Here is an 18,653-nt window from a genome sequence, read left to right on the forward strand (position 1 = left end):
CACTGAGGTCACCGTCGCGGCCGTGGCCGACGTGTTGTCGAACAGGGCGCCGGCGGCGGAGAGTTGGTCGCTGCGGGGCGTCGGCACCTGGTCGTGGTTTGGGTTAGGCAACCGCGCCCCCGGGGTGGCCGCGCCCCCCCCCCCCCCGATTCGCTGTGTACGCCCGGGAGTTGACCCCGGTCACCTCAACGCGTGCTGACCACCACGGTCTTGGCGGCCTTGTCGTGCAGGCCCTGCTTGTACGGCTTGTCGAAGAAGCTCCAACCGCCGCTGATCGCCGTCCAGATGCAGGCGCAGCAGAACGCGAACGGGATCCACAGCACCGCCGCGCGGATCAGGTTGGTCTGCACGGAGGGCGTCGACCCGTTGTCGAGGTTGGCCACCCGCAGCCCCATCCACTTCTTGCCCAGCGTCTGGCCCGACTTGGAGAGCATCACCGTGTCGTAGCCCATGTACAGCACGGCCGCGGTGAGCGACTGCCCGAGCGACTTGGCGTACGAGACGTGGTCGGAGTTGATGTCGTACTCGTGCACGCCGAAGGCCCAGGTGAGCAGCCAGACGACGATGCCGACGAGGATCATGTCGATGATCCGGGCGAGGGTGCGCCGGCCGCTGTCGGCGAGCGGGGGCATGCCGGCGAGCGGGTCGGTGGGGTAGGAGCCGCCGCCGTAGGGAGGCGGTTCACTGCCGAAGGGCGGCGGCTGACTGCCGTACGGCGGCGGATCGTACGGTGAGCCCGATCCCTGGCCAGGAGGGGGCTGCTTCCTGAACGGGTCGTCTTCCGGCGGCTGCCCGCCGGAGCCCGGGGGCGGTTCGGTACTCATGGCCCGAGTCGACCGCGAACACCACGGCTCCGCATCCGGCGAGCGGCCGTCCGGGGTACGGAATCAGGTACCCCGGATGCCGTACCCGGCTATCCCGCTACGAACGTATGTGCTGCCTTGTCGTGCCAGCACTGGTGCCAGGGCCGGTCGAAGAGGCACCAGGCGACACCGATGATCCCGATGCCGAGCAGGCCCGGGACGCTGTAGACCAGCCAGCGGCGCAGCGCCCCGCCGAAGCCGGGCGGCTCGTGGCTCTCGATGCCGCGCACCTCGAGACCGCAGAGCTTCTTTCCCAGGGTGCGGCCCCACTTGGCGGTCGGCAGCGCCTCGTAGAGGACGCCGAAGAGGAGGAGTACGGCGAGCACGATGCCGAGGTAGGCGGCCGTGGTGCCGTCCAGCAGCCAGACCGTCTCTGCGCGGCCGGAGAGCTTGGCCGCGTCGATCTTCTCGTTGATGTGGTCGGCCGCCTTGGTGCCGAGCGGTACGGCCGCCACGGCGGTGACCGCGCCGAGCACGACGGTGTCGACGAGCCGCGCCAGCAGCCGCTTGCCGAGCCCCGCGGGCCGGGCCGCCGACTGCCGCCGGGCCGCCGCCTGGAACACGTCCTCCACGGGCGGCTTCCAGGGCGCCACGGGCCCGTCCTCGTCCCCCGCCAGCCGGTGCACCTGCTGCGCCCAGGAGGGCTGCCCGCCACCGGATCCGGTGGCCATGGGTGTGCCCCCGGAGCCCGCCTGCGCCTGCACCGGGCCGGACTGCTGGGGGACGCCGGGGGCGGGCTGCGGGGGGCCGGAGAGGGCCGTGGAGGCGGCGGGCGCGGAGGCGGCGGGTGCGGAGGCGGCGGACGCCCCGGCGCCGCTGCCCGCCTGGGCCTGTGCGGCGGCACGCTCGGCGGCCGCCTTTCCGGCACCGAAGCCGGGGCCGGAGGGGTCGCCGGACGGGGAGTTCCCGCCGGGCCCCTGTCCACCGGCGGCGGGCAGATTCCCGCCGGGCCGCCGGCCATCGGTGGCGGGCACCGCACCGGCACCGCCGAGGCCGCCTGCGGCGGAGCCGGTCCCGGCGCCGTAGTCCCCGCCTGCGGGCCCGTAACCCCCGGCGGCCGAGCCGGCCGGACCCTGCGATCTGTAGCCTCCGGCAGCCGAATCAGAGCCGCCCGAGCCCTGAGCCCCGAAGCCGTCGGCCCCCGAGCCGGAGCCGTGCGGGCCTTGCGCGCCGAAACCGCCGGCGCCCGGGCCGGCCCCCGGTGAACCCTGCGGGCCGTACCTCCCGGCGGCGGAACCGGTCCCGGCGGAGCCCCGGGCCCCGTCGTCCCCGGCCGCGCCGGAGCCCTGCCCGCCGAAGGCCCTCGCGCCCGAACCCGCCGGGCCCTGAGCGCCGAACCCCCCGGCACCCGAACCGGTCCCTGCCGGGCCCTGTGCGCCGAAGCCGCTCGCGGCCCCCGCCGACGCGCCGCCCGCGTTCCCCGTGCCCCCGCCCTGCGCCCCCGGCGCCCCGCCCTGTCGGGGGGTGCGCGGGGTGGGGCGGCGGAAAGTCGTCGTGCCCTCGTCGGGGGTGTCGGCGGGGACCCTCGGGTCCGGGGCGCCCCAGGAGACGTGGCGGTCCTGGGCGCCGCCGAAGCCGCTCTGGTGGGCGCGGTCGGCGCCCCAGGCCGAGGCCGGCTCGGGGTGGGCCGGTGCGGGGTCCTCGTCGAAGAAGTGCGGTCCGGTCTCCTCGACGGACGGGCCCGCGCCGGGCGCGGCGGGCGCCGGCCCGTCCGACGGCGCCGGGCGGCTGGTGCCGGGCACCCAGGCCGAGCCGTTCCAGTACCGGACGTATCCAGGAATGGACGGGTCCGGGTAGTACCCCTCGCGGGGCCTGTCGTCACCGGGTGCCGGCGTTGGGGCGCTCATGTCCGTCGTCCCGTATCTGCTCGGAGGTCAAATGGGGGTGTCCACATCTATCAGACCCGTGCGATCGCCACTGCCCGTCCGGTCGGACCCACCCCTTTCCGGGCAAGCTCGTGCACGGAGTCCACACGCCCCGAAGCCCCGCGAAGCCTTCGCGAAGCGGCGCGGAAAAAAAGTTTCCCGAAGTCGCGTAATGCTTACGGCCGCACGCCCTCTCCACTCGTACGGGCCCACCGCGGGACCCGGTGAGCGCGAGAGGACCCACGTCATGCACACAGTCGTAGAGCGGGAGTTGGAGCTGAAGCTGATCCTGTCGCCGGAACGGAGCATTCCTGTTCCGGCCCGGCTCAGCTACCGCACGGACGACCCGTACGCCGTCCACATCTCCTTCCACATCAACTCCGAGCACCCCGTGCACTGGACGTTCGCCCGCGAACTGCTCGTCGAGGGGGTGTTCCGGCCGTGCGGGCACGGGGACGTACGGGTGTGGCCGACGAAGGTGGAGGGGCGCAGCGTCGTCCTGATGGCGCTGAGTTCACCCGACGGGGACGCCCTCCTGGAGGCCCCGGCGGCCCAGGTCTCGGCGTGGCTGGAGCGGACGCTGCGGGTGGTGCCCCCGGGCTCTGAGGCGGAGCAGCTCGGCATCGACGACGGCCTCGCCGAGCTGCTCGCACCGACCCCGGCCGACGACCTGTGGCTGCGCGACCCGTGGCCGTCGGACGAGTCGCGGGACGGCGAGTGAGCCGTGGCGAGGAACGGGGTCAGAAGAGTTTGCCGGGGTTGAGGATGCCCAGCGGGTCGAAGGTCGCCTTGACCGCCCGCTGCATCTCCACGCCCACCGGCCCGATCTCGCGGGCCAGCCACTCCTTCTTCAGGACGCCGACGCCGTGTTCGCCGGTGATGGTGCCGCCGAGTTCCAGGCCGAGGGCCATGATCTCGTCGAAGGACTCGCGGGCCCGCCGGGACTCGTCGGGGTCCTGCGCGTCGAAGCAGACGGTGGGGTGGGTGTTGCCGTCGCCCGCGTGCGCGCAGACGCCGATCGTCAACTGGTACTTCTCCGCGATCCGTTCCACCCCTTCGAGCATCTCGCCGAGCCGCGACCGGGGCACGCACACGTCGTCGATCATCGTCGTGCCCTTGACCGCTTCGAGCGCGGTGAGCGACAACCGCCGTGCCTGGAGCAGGAGTTCGGACTCGGCCGCGTCCTCGGCGGGCACCACCTGGGTGGCTCCGGCGGCCTCGCAGAGGGCTCCTACGGCGGCCAGGTCGGCGGCGGGGTCGAGTGTGTCGAAGGCGGCGAGGAGCAGCGCCTCCGTCGTCTCCGGCAGTCCCATGTGCGCGAGGTCGTTGACCGCCTTGACGGTCGTACGGTCCATCAGTTCGAGGAGGGACGGCACGTGTCCGCCCTCCATGATCCGGCACACGGCGTCGCACGCGGCTGCCGCGGAACCGAACTCGGCGGCCAGGACGAGCTGTTGGGGCGGCTGCGGCTTCAGCGCCAGGACCGCCTTGACCACGATGCCGAGCGAGCCCTCCGAGCCGACGAACAGCCGGGTCAGGTCGTATCCGGCGACCCCCTTGGCCGTACGGCGGCCCGTGCTCATCAGCCGTCCGTCGGCGAGGACGACATCCAGGCCGAGGACGTACTCGGCCGTCACCCCGTACTTCACGCAGCACAGCCCGCCCGACGCGGTGCCGATGTTGCCGCCGATGGTGCACATCTCCCAGCTGGAGGGGTCGGGCGGGTAGCAGAGGCCGTGTTCGTTGACCGCGCGGGAGAGGGTCGCGTTGATGACACCCGGCTCGACGACCGCGATGCGGTCGACCGGGCTGATCTCCAGGATGCGGTCCATCTTGGTGAGGGAGAGCACGATGCAGCCCTCGGAGGCGTTGGCCGCGCCCGACAGGCCGGTGCGGGCGCCCTGCGGGACGACCGGGACGCGCAGTTCGGTGGCGACGCGCATCACGTGCTGTACCTGTTCGGCCGTGCGCGGCAGCACGACGACGGCCGGGGTGCCGGACGGGCAGAAGCTCGCCATGTCGTTGGCGTACGAGACCGTGACGTCCGGGTCGGCGAGGACGGCCTCGGCGGGCAGCCCGGTCAGCAGGCGGTCGAGGAGGGTTCCGGTGTCGTGGTCGCGAGGCGCTTCGATACGGCTCATGATCACAGCGTCGCACTCGCGGCCATCGGTGTGAACCCCGTCCGCGCGCGGCTTCGGCTGCCGGGGCGCGGTCGTCGTACTGACGCAGAGTGAACGCCATGGAGAACGAACAGCGGAGCCCCGGTACGTCGCTGGTGGCGGAGCCGCGCAAGCGCCGCTCCCCCGTTCCGCGGCGGGTGCTGATCGCCTCGGTCGCCGGGTGCGCCATGGTCGGCGGCCTGCTGTGGCTGCTGCCCGAGGAGCCGCGCCGGGTGCCGCCGCCCGCGCCGGGGCCCAAGGCGCAGGCGCTGACCGCGGTCACCGCGGGGGTGCCGGCCGCGCTGCCCGACCTGGCCGCGCTGATCGGCGACCGCGAGGCCCGGGTGCGGGCCCGTCCGACGGACGCACGCTCCTGGGCGGTGCTCGGAGTGGCCTACGTGGAGCAGGGCCGGCGGACCGGCGACGCCCTGTACTACCCGAAGGCCGACGACGCCCTCCACACCTCGCTGAGGGTCCGCGCGAAGGGCAACGACGCGCGCGCCGTCGCGATGGACGGCCTGACGGCCCTGGCGAACGAGCGGCGGGACTTCCGGGCGGCCCGGACCTGGGGCGAGGCCGCGGTGAAGCTGTCGCCGAAGCGCTGGACGACGTATCCGCTGCTGATCGACGCGTACACCGGCCTCGGCGACTACAAGGCGACCCGGCGGACCCTCGAAAAGCTCCAGGAACTGCACTCCGGACCCGCCGTGATGGCGCGCGCCGCCGAGGTCTACCGCGACCGGGGCTGGCGCGAGGACGCCGCCGCCCAGCTCGCCGACGCGGCGGCCGGGGCGACCGCGCCCGCCGAACAGGCGGCCTGGTGGCAGCGGGCCGGGGAACTGGCCTGGGAGCGCGGGGACCGGGAGGTGGCGCTACGGCACTTCGAGGCGGCCGTACGGATCGACCCCGACCAGCGGGAGGCACTCGCCGGTGAGGGCCGGGCGCTGGCGGCACTGGGCCGCACCTCGGAGGCGCTGAACGCCTACCAGGTCGCCCTCGCCAAGCAGCCGACCCCCGAATACGCCCTGGAACTGGGCGAGTTGTACGAGTCGCTGGGCCTCACCCAGGCCGCCCGCGTACAGTACGACACCCTGCGCACCCTGGTGACCCGGGACACGGCGGGCGGCGTCGACGACGAGCTGGTGCTCGGCGTGTTCGAGGCGGACCACGGCGACGCGCCCGACGCCGTACGGCGACTCCGGGCCGAGTGGGCCCGGCAGCCGGGGATCCCGGTGGCGGACGCGCTGGGGTGGGCGCTGCACCGGGCCGGGCAGGACGCGGAGGCGCTGAAGTTCGCGTCGGTGGCGACGGACAAGGTGCACGGGGGCGGGGTGCGGGACGCGCTGTACGCGTTCCACCGGGGCATGATCGAGAAGGACTTGGAGAAGACCGCGTCCGCGCGCCGTCATCTCCAGGAGGCGCTGCAGATCAACCCGTACTTCTCCCCCCTGCGGGTGCCGCTGGCGCAGCAGGCGCTGGCGGCCCTGGGCGAGCCGCCGCCCGAGCCGCTGCCCTCGGACAAGGAACCGCAGGACAAGGAACCGCAGGAGAAGGCGGGTTGAGCCGCCGCCTCACACGGCCGCCGTGCCGATCAGCGCGTTGCGGGTGACGAGTGCGGCCAGTTCGTCCTCGGACAGCGACTCCGTGCCGGCGGGCCTGCGCGGCAGCACCAGGTAGCGGGTCTCCGCGCTGGAGTCCCACACGGTGACGTCCGTGGTCGTGGGCAGGGTCAGGCCGAACTCGGCCAGTACGGAACGGGGTTCGCGGACGACGCGCGAGCGGTAGGCCTCCGACTTGTACCAGCCCGGGGACGGGCCGAGGAGGCCGAGGGGGTAGCAGGAGCAGAGGGTGCAGACAATGACGTTGTGGGTCGCGTCCGTGTTCTCGACGACCCGCAGCCGCTGGAACGAGCCGTCCATGAAGCCGAGTTCCTGGACGGCGGCCGTGCCGTCCGTCAACAGCCGTGCCCGGTAGGCCTCGTCGGTCCAGGCGCGGGCCACCACGCGTGCCCCGTTCACCGGTGACGCGCCTGAGAGAAACGCGTCGAGCACCTCGTCGACCGCTCCGCCCGCAACGACCCCCTTCTCCTCCAGCAGGGTCTCGAGTCGCCGCACCCGCCGGGAGATCGAGGCGTCCTCGTGGTCACCGCTCATCGTCACGACCCTCTTCGTGTTCCGCTTCGCACGCTTCCAAGTAGCTTTCCCACAGGTCCAGTACGACGTGGTGGTCGCCCTCGCCCCACAGGTCCCGGGCCGCGAACCGCACCGCGTACACCTGCTCCACCGGCGCGTCCCCGCTCCCCCGCGCACTGACGTCGGCCAGCTCCGCGCGCCCCTCGGGTTCGACCACGACACCGCACTTGCCGCGCGCGTAACGGGGCAGGCGGGTGTGGTGCGGCGGGTCGTGCCGGAAGGTCCGGACCCGGGTGCCGGGCGGAAAGCGGTCAGTCATCCAACTCACCCGGTTCGAGCACGCCCTTGCGTTCCAGCAGGGCGGTGATCGCGGTGAACCAGCGTTCGTAGTACGACATCGAGAGGTACGCGGCGGGCGGGATGGCCTCGATCGCGTCCCGGAACTCGTTGGTGTTGAAGATCCCTTGCGTGCGCAGGGCGTTGAACAGCCCGACGACCCGCGCCTCCCAGTCGGCGTGGAAGGGCTCGGGGTCGTCGGTGGTGTCGATGGCACCGAAGCCCTCGGTGCCGCCCACGTCGTTGATCCTGGCCATGACCGCAGCGTACGGCTAGGGCTTCTGGCACAGCGAGAACCGCCGCGCCCCCGCCTCCCCGGACGCGAAGCCGAGGCACAGGCGGGTGCCGGGCTTCGTGCGGACGGCGAGGCCCTCCGGTTCGCGGTGGGTGAGGGTGTAGGCGGCCTCCGTGCGGGACTGCTGGAGGAGTTCGCCGGTGCGGATGTCGAGGCAGGAGACGTAGGTGTTGCCGTGTTTCGCGGGCGGGTTGGTGGTGGAGTCGTAGGCGGTGCCCGCGAGTTGGTAGAGGTGGTCGCCGTCGAGGGCGTAGCCCTGGAACGGGATCGCCGGGTCCGGGTGGGCGCCGGTCTGCGCGATGTCGGCGAGGGGCGTGGCATAGTCGCGGGCGACGAAGGCGTCCAAGTCCCATATGCGGTACCGGGGTTGGTTGGCGAGGCGGTAGCGGATGGCTATGCGCCCGCTGGCCGTGCAGACCGTGGGCTGGTTGTTGGTGGAGTTCGCGATCGGCTTGCGGATCGCGACGTCGGCGGCGGTGCGGACCGTGCCGTTCGCGAAGTGGAAGCGGGTGACAGCCTGGCCGTAGGCGCCCCCGGAACCGGCCTTCGCGGCGGCCTCGGTCCAGATCCAGACGTCGCCGTCGGGCGTGTTCTGCACGCCCATGCTGACCCCGTGCCCGAAGCCCTGGAGGTGCATGTGGCCGAGCAACTTGCCAGTGTAGTCGAGCTGGTTGAGACAGAGGTTGCCCGCGTCGGCGCCGCCCTGTCTCAACTGGAGGACGTACAGGCGCTGGTGGACCTCGTCGAGGGCGAACGACTGGAGGACCGTGGGTTCGTGCAGGGTGCCCTTGTTCCACAGCCAGCGCACCGCCGGTGCGGTCAGGTCGATGGGCGCGTCGGCCACGGTCCTCCCAAGTCCCTTGCGGGACCCGTGGGTTACAGGTTGCCCCGCTTTTCCTGCTCCCGCTCGATCGCCTCGAACAGGGCCTTGAAGTTGCCCTTCCCGAAGCCCATCGAGCCGTGCCGTTCGATGAGTTCGAAGAACACCGTAGGACGGTCCTGGACCGGCTTGGTGAAGATCTGGAGAAGGTACCCGTCCTCGTCGCGGTCGGCGAGGATCTTCAGCTCGCGCAGGGTCTCGACGGGGACGCGGGTGTCGCCGACCCACTCGCCGAGGGTGTCGTAGTACGAGTCGGGGGTGTCGAGGAACTTGACCCCGGCCGCGCGCATGGTGCGTACGGTCCGCACGATGTCGTTGGTGTTGAGCGCGATGTGCTGGACGCCCGCGCCGCCGTAGAACTCCAGGTACTCGTCGATCTGGGACTTCTTCTTGGCGACGGCCGGCTCGTTGATCGGGAACTTGACCTTCAGGGTGCCGTCGGCCACGACCTTCGACATCAGCGCGCTGTACTCGGTCGCGATGTCGTCGCCCACGAACTCCTTCATGTTCGTGAAGCCCATGACCTTGTTGTAGAAGCCGACCCACTCGTTCATGTGGCCGAGTTCGACGTTGCCGACGCAGTGGTCGATGGCCTGGAACGTGCGGTGGGCGGGCGCCTCGACGAGCGGGTCGGCGGGGGCGAAGCCGGGGAGGTACGGGCCGTCGTAGTCGACGCGCTCGACCAGCGTGTGGCGGGTCTCGCCGTAGGTCGCGATGGCGGCGAGGACGACCGTGCCGTGCTCGTCCTTCAGCTCGTACGGCTCGGCGAGCGAGCGGGCGCCGTGCCCGACGGCGTAGGCGTGGGCGGCGCGCGCGTCCGGGACCTCGATGGCGAGGTCGACGACGCCGTCGCCGTGCTCGGCCACGTGCCGGGTGAGGAACTCGCCCCAGGGGGTGGCGGGCTTGATCACGGAGGTGAAGACGAAGCGGGCGGAGCCGTTGGTGAGGACGTACGAGGCGGTCTCGCGGCTGCCGTTCTCCGGTCCGGAGTAGGCGGCCAGCGTCATGCCGAAGGCCGTGGAGTAGTAGTGCGCCGCCTGCTTGGCGTTGCCCACGGCGAAGACGACCGCGTCCATTCCCTTGACCGGGAAGGGGTCGGCCTGCCGGGCGGTGTCGGGAGTGTGGTGAGTGGTCTGGGTCATACGCGCAGGCTCCCCCTCCCCGGCAAGGTGCGCAATAGTTTGCGATTCTGCTGGGCAGCTTGTTCAGTGGTACGACCGTCTCGGCGGGCTTTCTGTACAGGATGACCATCCTCGGAGGCGGGCACCATGGGGATCGACGAGCTCGACGGCCGGATCATCGTGCTGCTGGCCGAGGAGCCGCGCATCGGCGTGCTGGAGATGTCCCGGCGGCTGGGGGTCGCCCGGGGGACGGCGCAGGCGAGGCTGGACCGGCTTCAGTCGAATGGAGTCATCCGCGGCTTCGGCCCGCAGGTCGATCCGGCGGCGCTCGGCTATCCGGTCACGGCATTCGCGACGCTGGAGATCCGGCAGGGGCAAGGCACGGACGTACGGGCGCACTTGGCGACCGTCCCCGAGGTCCTGGAACTGCACACCACCACCGGCAGCGGGGACATGCTCTGCCGGCTGGTGGCCCGCTCGAACGCCGATCTCCAGCGGGTCATCGACCGGGTTGTCGGTTTTGATGGCATTGTCCGGGCCGCCACCGCGATCGTGATGGAGAACCCCGTTCCGCTGCGGATCATCCCGCTGGTGAAACAGGCGGCCGAGGACGTGGACCGGCCGACGTAGGGGTGTGGGCATGTGAGTTTCTGGGAGTACTTGGGCAACCGGCACCAGCAGCTGCTCACCGACGCCTACCAACACGCCAGTGCGGTCTTCCAGTGCATGGTCGTGGCCACGCTGATCGGCGTGGTGCTCGGGGTCGTGACCTACCGGAGCGAGTGGGCGGGCAACCTCGCCACCACGGCCACCTCGACCATTCTGACCATTCCGTCCCTCGCCATGATCGGTCTGCTCATTCCGGTCGTGGGGCTCGGCGTCCCGCCCACGGTGATCGCGCTGACCCTGTACGGCCTGCTGCCGATCGTCCGCAACGCGATCGTGGGGCTGCGCGGGGTCGACCCGTCGCTGGTGGACGCGGCGAAGGGCATCGGGATGTCCCGGCTGATGCGGCTCGCGCGGGTCGAACTGCCGCTGGCCTGGCCGCCGATCCTGACCGGTATCCGGGTCTCCACGCAGATGCTGATGGGCATCGCGGCCATCGCGGCGTACGCCTCCGGGCCCGGCCTCGGCAACGAGATCTTCCGCGGTATCGGCTCGCTCGGCAGCAAGAACGCCCTCAACCAGGTGCTCGCGGGCACGCTCGGGATCATCGTCCTGGCGCTGCTGTTCGACGCCGCGTACGTCCTGCTGGGACGACTGACCATTCCCAGGGGGATCCGTGCCTGAGTCGGCAACGACCACGTCCGGTGCCTCCATCGAGCTGGAGAATCTGACCAAGAGGTATCCCGGCAGCCCGCAGCCGGCGGTCGACAGCGTCAACATGGAGATCAAGGCGGGCGAGTTGGTCGTCTTCGTCGGGCCCTCCGGCTGCGGAAAGTCGACCACGCTCAAGATGATCAACCGGCTGATCGAACCGACCGGCGGCCGGATCCGCATCAACGGCGAGGACGTCACCGACATCGACCCGGTGAAGCTGCGCCGCAAGGTCGGCTACGCGATCCAGTCGAGCGGTCTCTTCCCGCACATGACGGTCGCCCAGAACATCGCACTCGTCCCGAGGATGATCGGCTGGTCGAAGTCCCGGATCAGGGACCGGGTGGAGGAGATGCTCGACCTGGTCGGTCTCGACGCCGGCGAGTTCCAGGGCCGCTATCCGCGCCAGCTCTCCGGCGGCCAGCAGCAACGCGTGGGCGTGGCAAGGGCGTTGGCGGCGGATCCGCCGGTGCTGCTGATGGACGAGCCGTTCGGCGCGGTCGACCCGATCACCCGCGACCACCTCCAGGACGAGTTGATCAGGCTCCAGCACGAACTGCACAAGACGATCGTCTTCGTCACCCACGACTTCGACGAGGCGATCAAACTGGGCGACCGGATCGCGGTGCTGCGCGAGCGCTCGCACATCGCGCAGTTCGACACCCCGGAGGCGATCCTCACCAACCCGGCGGACGACTTCGTGTCCGGGTTCGTCGGCGCCGGGGCCGCCCTCAAGCGGCTGAACCTCACCCGCGTACGGGACGTGGAGATCACCGACTATCCGACGGTGACCGTCGACGACCCGCTCCAGAACATCTTCGACAAGCTCCGGGACAGCGGCACCAACGAGATCCTGCTGCTCGACAAGCGCGGCCGGCCCTACAAGTGGCTCCGGCGCGGCGACATGATGCGCGCCAAGGGTTCGCTGGCCCGCGCGGGCACGCTGGTCAGCGACACCGTGACCCGGGACGCGACGCTCCGGGACGCCCTGGAGGCCGTCCTCACGGACAACGCGGGGCGGGTCGCGGTGACCGGGCGGCGCGGCGAGTACATCGGTGTCGTCGACATGGAGACGCTGATGAACTCCGTGCACGAACTCCTGGAGGCCGACCGGCTGGAGGCGATGGAGGCCCAGCACGAACTGGAGGAGGCGCGGGCCGTCCAGACGCACGCCGAGCAGGAGGGCGCCGGAGGGGAGGAGAAGGCGTGACCACCACTCCCGAACTGGAAGAGGAGGAGGAGACGGAGGCCGCCGCGCCGCCGACTCCCCCGAAACGCCGGATCACTTGGCAGAAGCTGACCATCCTGCCCGCGTTCCTGGTGGCGGTCCTGCTGGCGACCTGGCTGTGGTTCGACCAGGCGCAGCTGGACGCCATTTCGGAGAACGCGCTCTCCAACGGGCAGGTGAGCAAGGCCCTTTGGCAGCACGTCCAACTCACCGTGATCTCCACGTTCTTCGTGCTGATCATCGCGATCCCGCTGGGCATCCTGCTGACCCGGCGAGCGTTCCGGAAGGCCGCCCCGGTCGCGATGACCTTCGCCAACATGGGCCAGGCGACCCCGGCGATCGGTCTGTTGGCCCTGCTGGTGATCTGGCTGGGCACCGGCGAGAAGGCGGCCCTGATCGGCATCATCGCCTACGCCGTCCTGCCGGTCCTGTCCAACACCATCGCGGGTCTGAAGGCCAACGACCCGACTTTGCTGGAGGCGGCCCGGGGCATCGGCATGTCCCAACTAGGCGTCCTGAGACGGGTGGAGCTGCCCCTCGCGGTCCCGCTGATCCTGGCCGGCGTCCGAACCGCCCTGGTCCTCAACGTCGGTACGGCGACGCTGGCCACCTTCGGCGGGGGCGGCGGCCTCGGCGTCCTGATCACCACCGGCATCACCACCCAGCGGATGCCCGTCCTGGTCCTCGGCTCGATCCTCACGGTCAGCCTCGCGCTGCTGGTGGACTGGCTGGCCTCCCTGGCCGAACTGCTGCTGCGCCCACGGGGGTTGGAGGTGGGCAAGTGAAGCGGACCTGCCTGGTGACGGTCGGCGCGCTGATCGTCGTCTCCGGCTGCGGGCTGACCAGCGGCTCCCCCATGGTCGACGACGTCAGCCCCGGAACCGTCGGCAAGGGCGAGCCCCTCAAGGGCGCCCATCTCACCGTCACCTCGAAGGAGTTCACCGAGCAGCTGATCCTCGGCGCGATGATGGGCATCGCCTTCGAGGCGGCGGGCGCGGACGTCCTCGACCGGACCGGCATCCAGGGTTCGATCGGCGCACGGGAGGCCGTCAAGTCCGGTGACGCGGACGGGATGTACGAGTACACCGGCACCGCGTGGATCACCTACCTCGGCAACAGCAAGCCGATCACCGACCCGCTGAAGCAGTGGCAGGCGGTCCGGGACGCGGACCTCGAGAACGGCCTGACCTGGCTGCCTCCCTCCGCCCTCAACAACACCTACGCGCTGGCCATGAACCAGGCCAACTTCGAGAAGTACGGCACGAAGACGCTCTCGGACGTGGCCGCGCTGGCGAAGAAGGACCCGGGCGCGGTGACGGTGTGCGTGGAGAGCGAGTTCGCCAACCGCGCGGACGGGCTGCCGGGCATGCAGAAGGCGTACGGGATGGAGCTCCCGGCGAAGAACATCACGCAGATGGACACCGGGATCATCTACACCCAGGTGAAGAAGGGGAGTTGCACCTACGGCGAGGTCTTCACCACCGACGGCCGCATCAAGTCCATGAACCTCGCGGTGATGGCCGACGACAAGAAGTTCTTCCCCAACTACAACGCGGCACCCGAGATCAACACCAAGGCCCTGAAGAAGTGGCCGGCGATCGCGGAGGTCCTCGCCCCGGTCACGGAGAAGCTGAACAACACGGTGGCGCAGGCGTTGAACGCCAGGGTGGATGTCGACGGGGAGGATCCGCATCAGGTGGCGCTGGACTGGATGAAGGCGCAGGGGTTGGTCAAGTAGGGGCCGCGCGGGGCCAGTTACAAAGAAGTCGATGCAAAAAAGGCGTTGCAAAGGACTCTTTGCAACGCTACCTTTGGACACATGCCGGAGCCAGAGCCCGAAGAACGCCGGATCCACCATCTCGACGCCCGCTCACTGCGCGGGCTGGCCCACCCCCTGCGCATGCAACTGCTCGACTCGCTGCGCTTCCACGGACCCGCCACCGCGTCCCAACTCGCCGAAAGACTGGGCGAGTCGAGCGGAGCCACCAGCTACCACCTGCGCCAGCTCGCGGCCCACGGCTTCGTCGAGGACGCCCCGGAGCACGGCAAGGGGCGGGAGCGGTGGTGGCGGGCGGCCCATGACGGACTGCTCTTCGACGACGCCCTGTTCACCGACTCCAGTCCCGCCGTCCGCGGCGCGATCGACATGGTGATGCACGAGTCGGCCACGAAACACGCGCAGGAGTTGTACACCTGGCTCGGCAACCGGCACACCTGGTCCGAGGACTGGGTGCGGGGCATGGACATGAGCGACATGACGCTCCGGCTCACGCCCCAACTCGCCAACGAGCTCATCGAGAAGATGCACGACCTCGTCGAGAGCTACCGAGACCTGCCCGAGATGGCGGACGCACCCGACGCCGAGCGCGTCCGCGTCCACACGCACACCTTCCCGATCGCCACGGACTGACGGACCGACGGTCCGACCGACCCCAGAGAGGCAACGTCCATGCATCCCGAGACCCACCTCGCGCTGCACCACGCCCGCACCGCCGACCTCCAGGCCCAGGCCGAGGCCCACCGCCTCGCCGCCGAGGCCAGGGCGCCCCGGCCCGAGCTCCGTACCCGCGTCGGCTGGACCCTCGTAGAACTGGGCCTGCGCCTGGCCGCCGCGCCGAACAACCCGAAGCCGGCCGTGGCCTAACAGCCCGGTACGGAACTCTTCCCCGACTCCAGCGCCTCCAGGGCACTCACCGCGCCCTTCAGTGAGGTGACCGCCACCAGCCGTAGCCCCTTGGGCAGTTCGGACTTGGCGTCCGAGCACTCGGCCTTCGGCACCAGGAACACCGTCGCCCCGTCGCGGCGCGCGGCCTGGGTCTTGAGGGCCACTCCCCCGACCGCGCCGACCGTGCCGTCGGTGCCGATCGTCCCCGTACCGGCGATGGTGCGACCGCCCGTGAGGTCGCCGCCGTTGCCGTCGCCCTTCAGCTTGTCGATGATCCCCAGGGTGAAGAGCAGCCCCGCGCTGGGGCCGCCCACGTCGGCGAGCGTGAGCGTGACCTTCACCTTCTTGTCGCTGAGGTTCAGGTAGTCGAGCGCTGCCGTGGTCGCGTCGTCCTGCGACTCCTGCATCTGCTCGGTGTTGTGCTGCTCGATCTCCTTGACGCTGTTGCCGCTCGGATAGACCGAGTCACGGGGCATGACCGCCCGGTCGGTGCGGAACCAGCTGTCGATCACATCGCTCAGCGAGACACGCTGATCGGGTCCGGTCGCCTCGATCGTCGTCATGCGCAACTGGCCGCTCGTCGTGCGCACCGGCGCCCCGGTGATGGTGATCACCGGGGTGCCCTTGTTCTCACCGAGCACGTTCGCGGTCAGACCGGGCTGCGCCAGCGAGAACGGCAGCGGCGCGAAAGCCGCCGTGGCGAGCAGCGCCACGACGGGCAGGGCACAGACGGCTACGGCCCAGGGGCGCGTGAGGCGAGAGAGGAGCACGGGATCAATCTAACGCGACGGTCACTTTCGGCCGTGCGCCGGTCACCCGATCGTCATGAACGCTCAGCGCAGGGCTTCGGCGACCTCGCGCGCCGCGTCCACGACCCTCGGCCCCACCCGCTCGGGCACGGCATCGGCCAGCATGACGACACCGACGCTGCCCTCGACCCCCGTGACCCCGAGCAGCGGAGCAGCGGCGCCGCTCGCTCCGGCCTCCAACTCCCCGTGCGTCAGGGTGTATCCGGGCTCGTCCGCGCCCTGGTGCCGGGCGGCGAGAATCGCCCGGCCCGCGGCGCCCCGGTCCAGGGGGTGGCGGAAACCGGCGCGGTAAGCGACGTGGTAGTCCGTCCAGGTCGGCTCGACCACGGCGACGGCGAGGGCGTCCGCCCCGTCGACCAGGGTGAGATGAGCGGTCGCCCCTATGTCCTCGGCCAGCGACCGCAGCGCGGGCAGCGCCGCCTCCCGCACGAGGGGGTGCACCTGACGGCCCAGGCGCAGCACCCCGAGTCCGACCCGGGCCCGGCCGCCGAGATCACGTCGTACGAGGGCATGCTGTTCCAGGGTGGCCAGCAACCGGTACACGACGGTCCGGTTGACGCCCAGTTTGGTGGACAGTTCGGTGACGGTCAGCCCGTGGTCCGTATCGGCCAGCAGTTTGAGGACGCGCAGTCCCCGGTCGAGCGTCTGGGAGGTCTCCGCGGTCACGACTCCCACTCCTTAAGTGGTGAGGTCGGCGGCCCCCTCGCGACGGATGCGTCACCGAGTCCCGTCAGTGACGCGCTTCAGAGGCCGCCGATCGGCGAGGCGGCCCGGCGTGTCCGGGCCCAGTCGCTTCACGGCTGCGCTCCGCGGCGGCGCTGCCACGGGGCGTGTGCGTAGCGGGACACTAGCGAAGCCGGTTCGCTGAGCGGAAGTCTCCGTCCAGAATCCGGGCACCGCCTGGTACGGACCGGTTCGCTTCACGGCGATATGTCCTGACCCGTGGGTCGCCCGTGCACAACTTCCGTACGGATGTGCGGGGTCGACGGGGTGGGTCAGCGCATCCGCGTGGCCCACTCCTGCACTTTCGCGATGCGCTGCCGCAGCTGTCCCGCCGTCGCCTCGGCGCTCGGCGGCCCGCCGCACGTGCGGCGCAGCTCGGTGTGGATGACGCCGTGCGGTTTGCCGGTCTGGTGGACGTACGCGGAGACCATGGTGTTGAGCTGCTTCCGCAACTCCATCATCTCCTTGTGAGAGACGACCGGCCGCCGCTCGGCGGGCAGTTCGAGCAGGTCGGCCTCCTCGTCCGGCTTCTTGCGGCTGTGCGCGATCTGCCGGGCCTGCCGCTTCTGCAGCAGCAGCTGCACCTGGTCGGGTTCGAGGAGCCCGGGGATACCGAGGTAGTCCTGCTCCTCCTCGCTCCCCGGGTGCGCCTGCATACCGAACTCGGCGCCGTCGTAGAGCACCCGGTCGAAGACCGCCTCGGACTCCAGCGCCTCGAAGGCGAACTGCTCCTGCTCGCCGGTGTCCTCATCCTGCTCCTTGTTCGCCTCGTCCATCTCCTTCTCGGACTCGGCGTACGGATCCTCTTCGCCCTCCTTCTTGGGCTTGTCGAGGGCGTGGTCGCGCTCGACCTCCATCTCGTTGGCGAAGGTGAGGAGGTCGGGGACGGTCGGGAGGAAGACGGAGGCGGTCTCGCCGCGCCGCCGGGACCGCACGAAGCGCCCGACGGCCTGGGCGAAGAAGAGGGGCGTGGAGATGGTGGTGGCGTAGACACCGACGGCGAGCCGCGGCACGTCGACGCCCTCCGACACCATCCGCACGGCGACCATCCACCGGTCGTTGCTCGCCGCGAAGTCGTCGATGCGCTTGGAGGCACCGGTGTCGTCGGACAGTACGACGGTCGCCTTGGAGCCGGTGATCTCGCGGATCAGCTTGGCGTAGGCGCGCGCGGAGTCCTGGTCGGAGGCGATGACGAGCGCGCCCGCGTCCGGGATGCCCTTCCTGACCTCGGTCAGCCGCTGGTCGGCGGCACGCAGCACGCTCGGCATCCACTCGCCGCGCGGATCCAGCGCCGTACGCCAGGCCTGGCTGATCGCGTCCTTGGTCATCGGCTCGCCGAGCCGGGCGGCGATCTCGTCGCCGGCCTTGGTCCGCCAGCGCATGTTGCCGCTGTAGGAGAGGAAGATGACCGGCCGCACGACATGGTCGGCGAGCGCGTTGCCGTAGCCGTAGGTGTAGTCGGCGGAGGACCGCCGAATCCCGTCGTTCCCTTCCTCGTACGTCACGAAGGGAATGGGATTGGTGTCGGACCGGAACGGCGTACCGGTCAGCGCGAGCCGCCGAGTGGCCGGCTCGAAGGCTTCGAGACAGGCCTCGCCCCAGGACTTCGAGTCACCGGCGTGGTGGATCTCGTCGAGGATGACCAGCGTCTTGCGCTGCTCCACCCGATTCCGGTGCAGCATGGGCCGCACACCGACGCCCGCGTACGTGACGGCGACCCCGTCGTAGTCCTTGCCGAGCGGCCCGGCGCTGTACTCCGGGTCGAGCTTGATCCCTATCCGCGCGGCGGCCTCCGCCCACTGCTTCTTCAGGTGCTCGGTCGGCGCGACCACGGTCACCTGCTGCACGACATGGTGGTGCAGCAGCCAGGAGGCCAGGGTGAGCGCGAAGGTCGTCTTGCCGGCGCCCGGCGTCGCGACCGCGAGGAAGTCCCGCGGCTGCTCCTGGACATACCTCTCCATCGCCCCCTGCTGCCAGGCACGCAGCTTGCTGGCGGTGCCCCAGGGGGCGCGGCCGGGGAAGGCCGGGGAGAGGTGGTGGGTGTTGGCGGAGGAGGCGGCGGTGGTAGTCACGGTCTCCGTTTGGTTGGTAGGGCGGCTCGGCGAGGGCGTCTGCGTCGGCTTGAGCTTCGGCTCGGGGCTCTGGGCTCGGCTTCGGCTACGTATGACAACCGGGCCACCTTACCGGCGGGGTGGCGGTGTCAATGTGCGGACGACGCCGGGGCGGGTGGGGATGGGACTGAGGTCACAGATCGCGGGAG

General features: G+C 70.8%; 20 protein-coding genes. 9 read left to right on the plus strand and 11 right to left on the minus strand.

All coding sequences use genetic code 11. From position 1 onward, the window contains the following. Positions 1–185: 185 nt before the first annotated feature. Positions 186–824 (minus strand): RDD family protein, encoded by a 639-nt coding sequence (locus ACFXC1_RS43075; RefSeq protein WP_381253686.1) that lies wholly within the window; start codon positions 822–824, stop codon positions 186–188. 89 nt (positions 825–913) lie between these two features. Beyond that, positions 914–2,710: an RDD family protein gene (locus ACFXC1_RS43080; protein ID WP_381253689.1), complete on the minus strand. Its 1,797-nt coding sequence runs from the start codon at positions 2,708–2,710 to the stop codon at positions 914–916. Between the two features lie 265 nt (positions 2,711–2,975). Here ACFXC1_RS43080 and ACFXC1_RS43085 point away from each other — a divergent pair, with 265 nt between their 5' ends. Further along, positions 2,976–3,449: an SsgA family sporulation/cell division regulator gene (locus tag ACFXC1_RS43085; protein WP_019065934.1), complete on the plus strand. Its 474-nt coding sequence runs from the start codon at positions 2,976–2,978 to the stop codon at positions 3,447–3,449. A gap of 19 nt (positions 3,450–3,468) precedes the next feature. Here the strand turns inward: ACFXC1_RS43085 and ACFXC1_RS43090 are convergent, their stop codons facing one another. After that, positions 3,469–4,875 carry an FAD-binding oxidoreductase gene (locus tag ACFXC1_RS43090; RefSeq protein WP_381253692.1) on the minus strand — a complete coding sequence of 469 codons (1,407 nt, stop codon included), beginning with the start codon at positions 4,873–4,875 and terminating at the stop codon, positions 3,469–3,471. 92 nt (positions 4,876–4,967) lie between these two features. Between ACFXC1_RS43090 and ACFXC1_RS43095 the strand changes: the two genes are divergently transcribed. Beyond that, on the plus strand, positions 4,968–6,449 hold the full coding sequence (locus ACFXC1_RS43095; protein WP_381253695.1) for a tetratricopeptide repeat protein: 1,482 nt from the start codon (positions 4,968–4,970) through the stop codon (positions 6,447–6,449). Between the two features lie 9 nt (positions 6,450–6,458). On the opposite strand, the gene nthA is transcribed toward ACFXC1_RS43095, so the two are convergent. The 5 genes from nthA to hppD are packed head-to-tail and all read right to left on the minus strand — an operon-like array spanning position 6,459 to position 9,672. After that, entirely contained in the window at positions 6,459–7,040 is a 582-nt protein-coding gene (gene nthA / locus ACFXC1_RS43100; protein ID WP_381253698.1) for a nitrile hydratase subunit alpha, read from the minus strand. Further along, a complete protein-coding gene (locus tag ACFXC1_RS43105; RefSeq protein ID WP_381253701.1) occupies positions 7,030–7,338 on the minus strand; it encodes an SH3-like domain-containing protein in 309 nt (102 codons plus the stop codon). The genes nthA and ACFXC1_RS43105 overlap by 11 nt, the downstream gene beginning before the upstream one ends. Further along, positions 7,331–7,612 (minus strand): hypothetical protein, encoded by a 282-nt coding sequence (locus ACFXC1_RS43110; RefSeq protein WP_381253704.1) that lies wholly within the window; start codon positions 7,610–7,612, stop codon positions 7,331–7,333. The genes ACFXC1_RS43105 and ACFXC1_RS43110 overlap by 8 nt, the downstream gene beginning before the upstream one ends. A gap of 15 nt (positions 7,613–7,627) precedes the next feature. After that, positions 7,628–8,494, minus strand: coding sequence for a phage baseplate protein (locus ACFXC1_RS43115; RefSeq protein ID WP_381253707.1), 867 nt, complete (start codon positions 8,492–8,494; stop codon positions 7,628–7,630). A gap of 32 nt (positions 8,495–8,526) precedes the next feature. Continuing rightward, positions 8,527–9,672, minus strand: coding sequence for a 4-hydroxyphenylpyruvate dioxygenase (gene hppD, locus ACFXC1_RS43120; RefSeq protein ID WP_381253709.1), 1,146 nt, complete (start codon positions 9,670–9,672; stop codon positions 8,527–8,529). A gap of 126 nt (positions 9,673–9,798) precedes the next feature. On the opposite strand from hppD, the gene ACFXC1_RS43125 reads away from it, so the two are divergent. From ACFXC1_RS43125 to ACFXC1_RS43155, 7 genes are all read left to right on the plus strand, one after another. Beyond that, positions 9,799–10,281, plus strand: coding sequence for an Lrp/AsnC family transcriptional regulator (locus tag ACFXC1_RS43125; protein WP_381253712.1), 483 nt, complete (start codon positions 9,799–9,801; stop codon positions 10,279–10,281). Between the two features lie 12 nt (positions 10,282–10,293). After that, entirely contained in the window at positions 10,294–10,941 is a 648-nt protein-coding gene (locus tag ACFXC1_RS43130; protein ID WP_381253714.1) for an ABC transporter permease, read from the plus strand. Beyond that, the gene (locus ACFXC1_RS43135; RefSeq protein WP_381253717.1) at positions 10,934–12,178 is read left to right on the plus strand and encodes a betaine/proline/choline family ABC transporter ATP-binding protein; all 1,245 of its coding nucleotides are present in this window, start codon (positions 10,934–10,936) and stop codon (positions 12,176–12,178) included. Before ACFXC1_RS43130 ends, ACFXC1_RS43135 begins: the two co-directional genes overlap by 8 nt. Continuing rightward, complete coding sequence (locus ACFXC1_RS43140; RefSeq protein ID WP_381253720.1) at positions 12,175–12,981, plus strand: ABC transporter permease; 807 nt, start codon at positions 12,175–12,177, stop codon at positions 12,979–12,981. The genes ACFXC1_RS43135 and ACFXC1_RS43140 overlap by 4 nt, the downstream gene beginning before the upstream one ends. Continuing rightward, positions 12,978–13,934 carry a glycine betaine ABC transporter substrate-binding protein gene (locus ACFXC1_RS43145; protein WP_381253722.1) on the plus strand — a complete coding sequence of 319 codons (957 nt, stop codon included), beginning with the start codon at positions 12,978–12,980 and terminating at the stop codon, positions 13,932–13,934. Before ACFXC1_RS43140 ends, ACFXC1_RS43145 begins: the two co-directional genes overlap by 4 nt. An 81-nt stretch (positions 13,935–14,015) precedes the next feature. Next, positions 14,016–14,606 carry an ArsR/SmtB family transcription factor gene (locus tag ACFXC1_RS43150; RefSeq protein WP_381253725.1) on the plus strand — a complete coding sequence of 197 codons (591 nt, stop codon included), beginning with the start codon at positions 14,016–14,018 and terminating at the stop codon, positions 14,604–14,606. Positions 14,607–14,645: 39 nt separating this feature from the next. Next, positions 14,646–14,840, plus strand: coding sequence for a hypothetical protein (locus ACFXC1_RS43155; RefSeq protein ID WP_381253728.1), 195 nt, complete (start codon positions 14,646–14,648; stop codon positions 14,838–14,840). Here the strand turns inward: ACFXC1_RS43155 and ACFXC1_RS43160 are convergent. The 3 genes from ACFXC1_RS43160 to ACFXC1_RS43170 form a co-directional block, all read right to left on the minus strand. Continuing rightward, on the minus strand, positions 14,837–15,631 hold the full coding sequence (locus tag ACFXC1_RS43160) for a S16 family serine protease (RefSeq protein WP_381253731.1): 795 nt from the start codon (positions 15,629–15,631) through the stop codon (positions 14,837–14,839). The genes ACFXC1_RS43155 and ACFXC1_RS43160 overlap by 4 nt on opposite strands. Positions 15,632–15,694: 63 nt before the next feature. Next, on the minus strand, positions 15,695–16,336 hold the full coding sequence (locus ACFXC1_RS43165; protein ID WP_381253734.1) for an IclR family transcriptional regulator: 642 nt from the start codon (positions 16,334–16,336) through the stop codon (positions 15,695–15,697). A 329-nt stretch (positions 16,337–16,665) separates the two neighbouring features. Further along, positions 16,666–18,465: a DEAD/DEAH box helicase gene (locus ACFXC1_RS43170; protein WP_381253736.1), complete on the minus strand. Its 1,800-nt coding sequence runs from the start codon at positions 18,463–18,465 to the stop codon at positions 16,666–16,668. Positions 18,466–18,653: the final 188 nt, after the last annotated feature.

The sequence above is a fragment of the Streptomyces hokutonensis genome (assembly GCF_042751305.1).
GTDB lineage: Bacteria > Actinomycetota > Actinomycetes > Streptomycetales > Streptomycetaceae > Streptomyces > Streptomyces hokutonensis_A.

Excerpts from the sequence above, each read along its gene's own strand:
- ACFXC1_RS43105 (WP_381253701.1), bottom strand. The coding sequence starts at position 7,338 with ATGACTGACCGCTTTCCGCCCGGCACCCGGGTCCGGACCTTCCGGCAC.
- nthA (WP_381253698.1), bottom strand. The coding sequence starts at position 7,040 with ATGAGCGGTGACCACGAGGACGCCTCGATCTCCCGGCGGGTGCGGCGA.
- ACFXC1_RS43075 (WP_381253686.1), bottom strand. The coding sequence starts at position 824 with ATGAGTACCGAACCGCCCCCGGGCTCCGGCGGGCAGCCGCCGGAAGAC.
- ACFXC1_RS43150 (WP_381253725.1), top strand. The coding sequence starts at position 14,016 with ATGCCGGAGCCAGAGCCCGAAGAACGCCGGATCCACCATCTCGACGCC.
- hppD (WP_381253709.1), bottom strand. The coding sequence starts at position 9,672 with ATGACCCAGACCACTCACCACACTCCCGACACCGCCCGGCAGGCCGAC.
- ACFXC1_RS43080 (WP_381253689.1), bottom strand. The coding sequence starts at position 2,710 with ATGAGCGCCCCAACGCCGGCACCCGGTGACGACAGGCCCCGCGAGGGG.
- ACFXC1_RS43095 (WP_381253695.1), top strand. The coding sequence starts at position 4,968 with ATGGAGAACGAACAGCGGAGCCCCGGTACGTCGCTGGTGGCGGAGCCG.
- ACFXC1_RS43085 (WP_019065934.1), top strand. The coding sequence starts at position 2,976 with ATGCACACAGTCGTAGAGCGGGAGTTGGAGCTGAAGCTGATCCTGTCG.
- ACFXC1_RS43155 (WP_381253728.1), top strand. The coding sequence starts at position 14,646 with ATGCATCCCGAGACCCACCTCGCGCTGCACCACGCCCGCACCGCCGAC.
- ACFXC1_RS43125 (WP_381253712.1), top strand. The coding sequence starts at position 9,799 with ATGGGGATCGACGAGCTCGACGGCCGGATCATCGTGCTGCTGGCCGAG.
- ACFXC1_RS43110 (WP_381253704.1), bottom strand. The coding sequence starts at position 7,612 with ATGGCCAGGATCAACGACGTGGGCGGCACCGAGGGCTTCGGTGCCATC.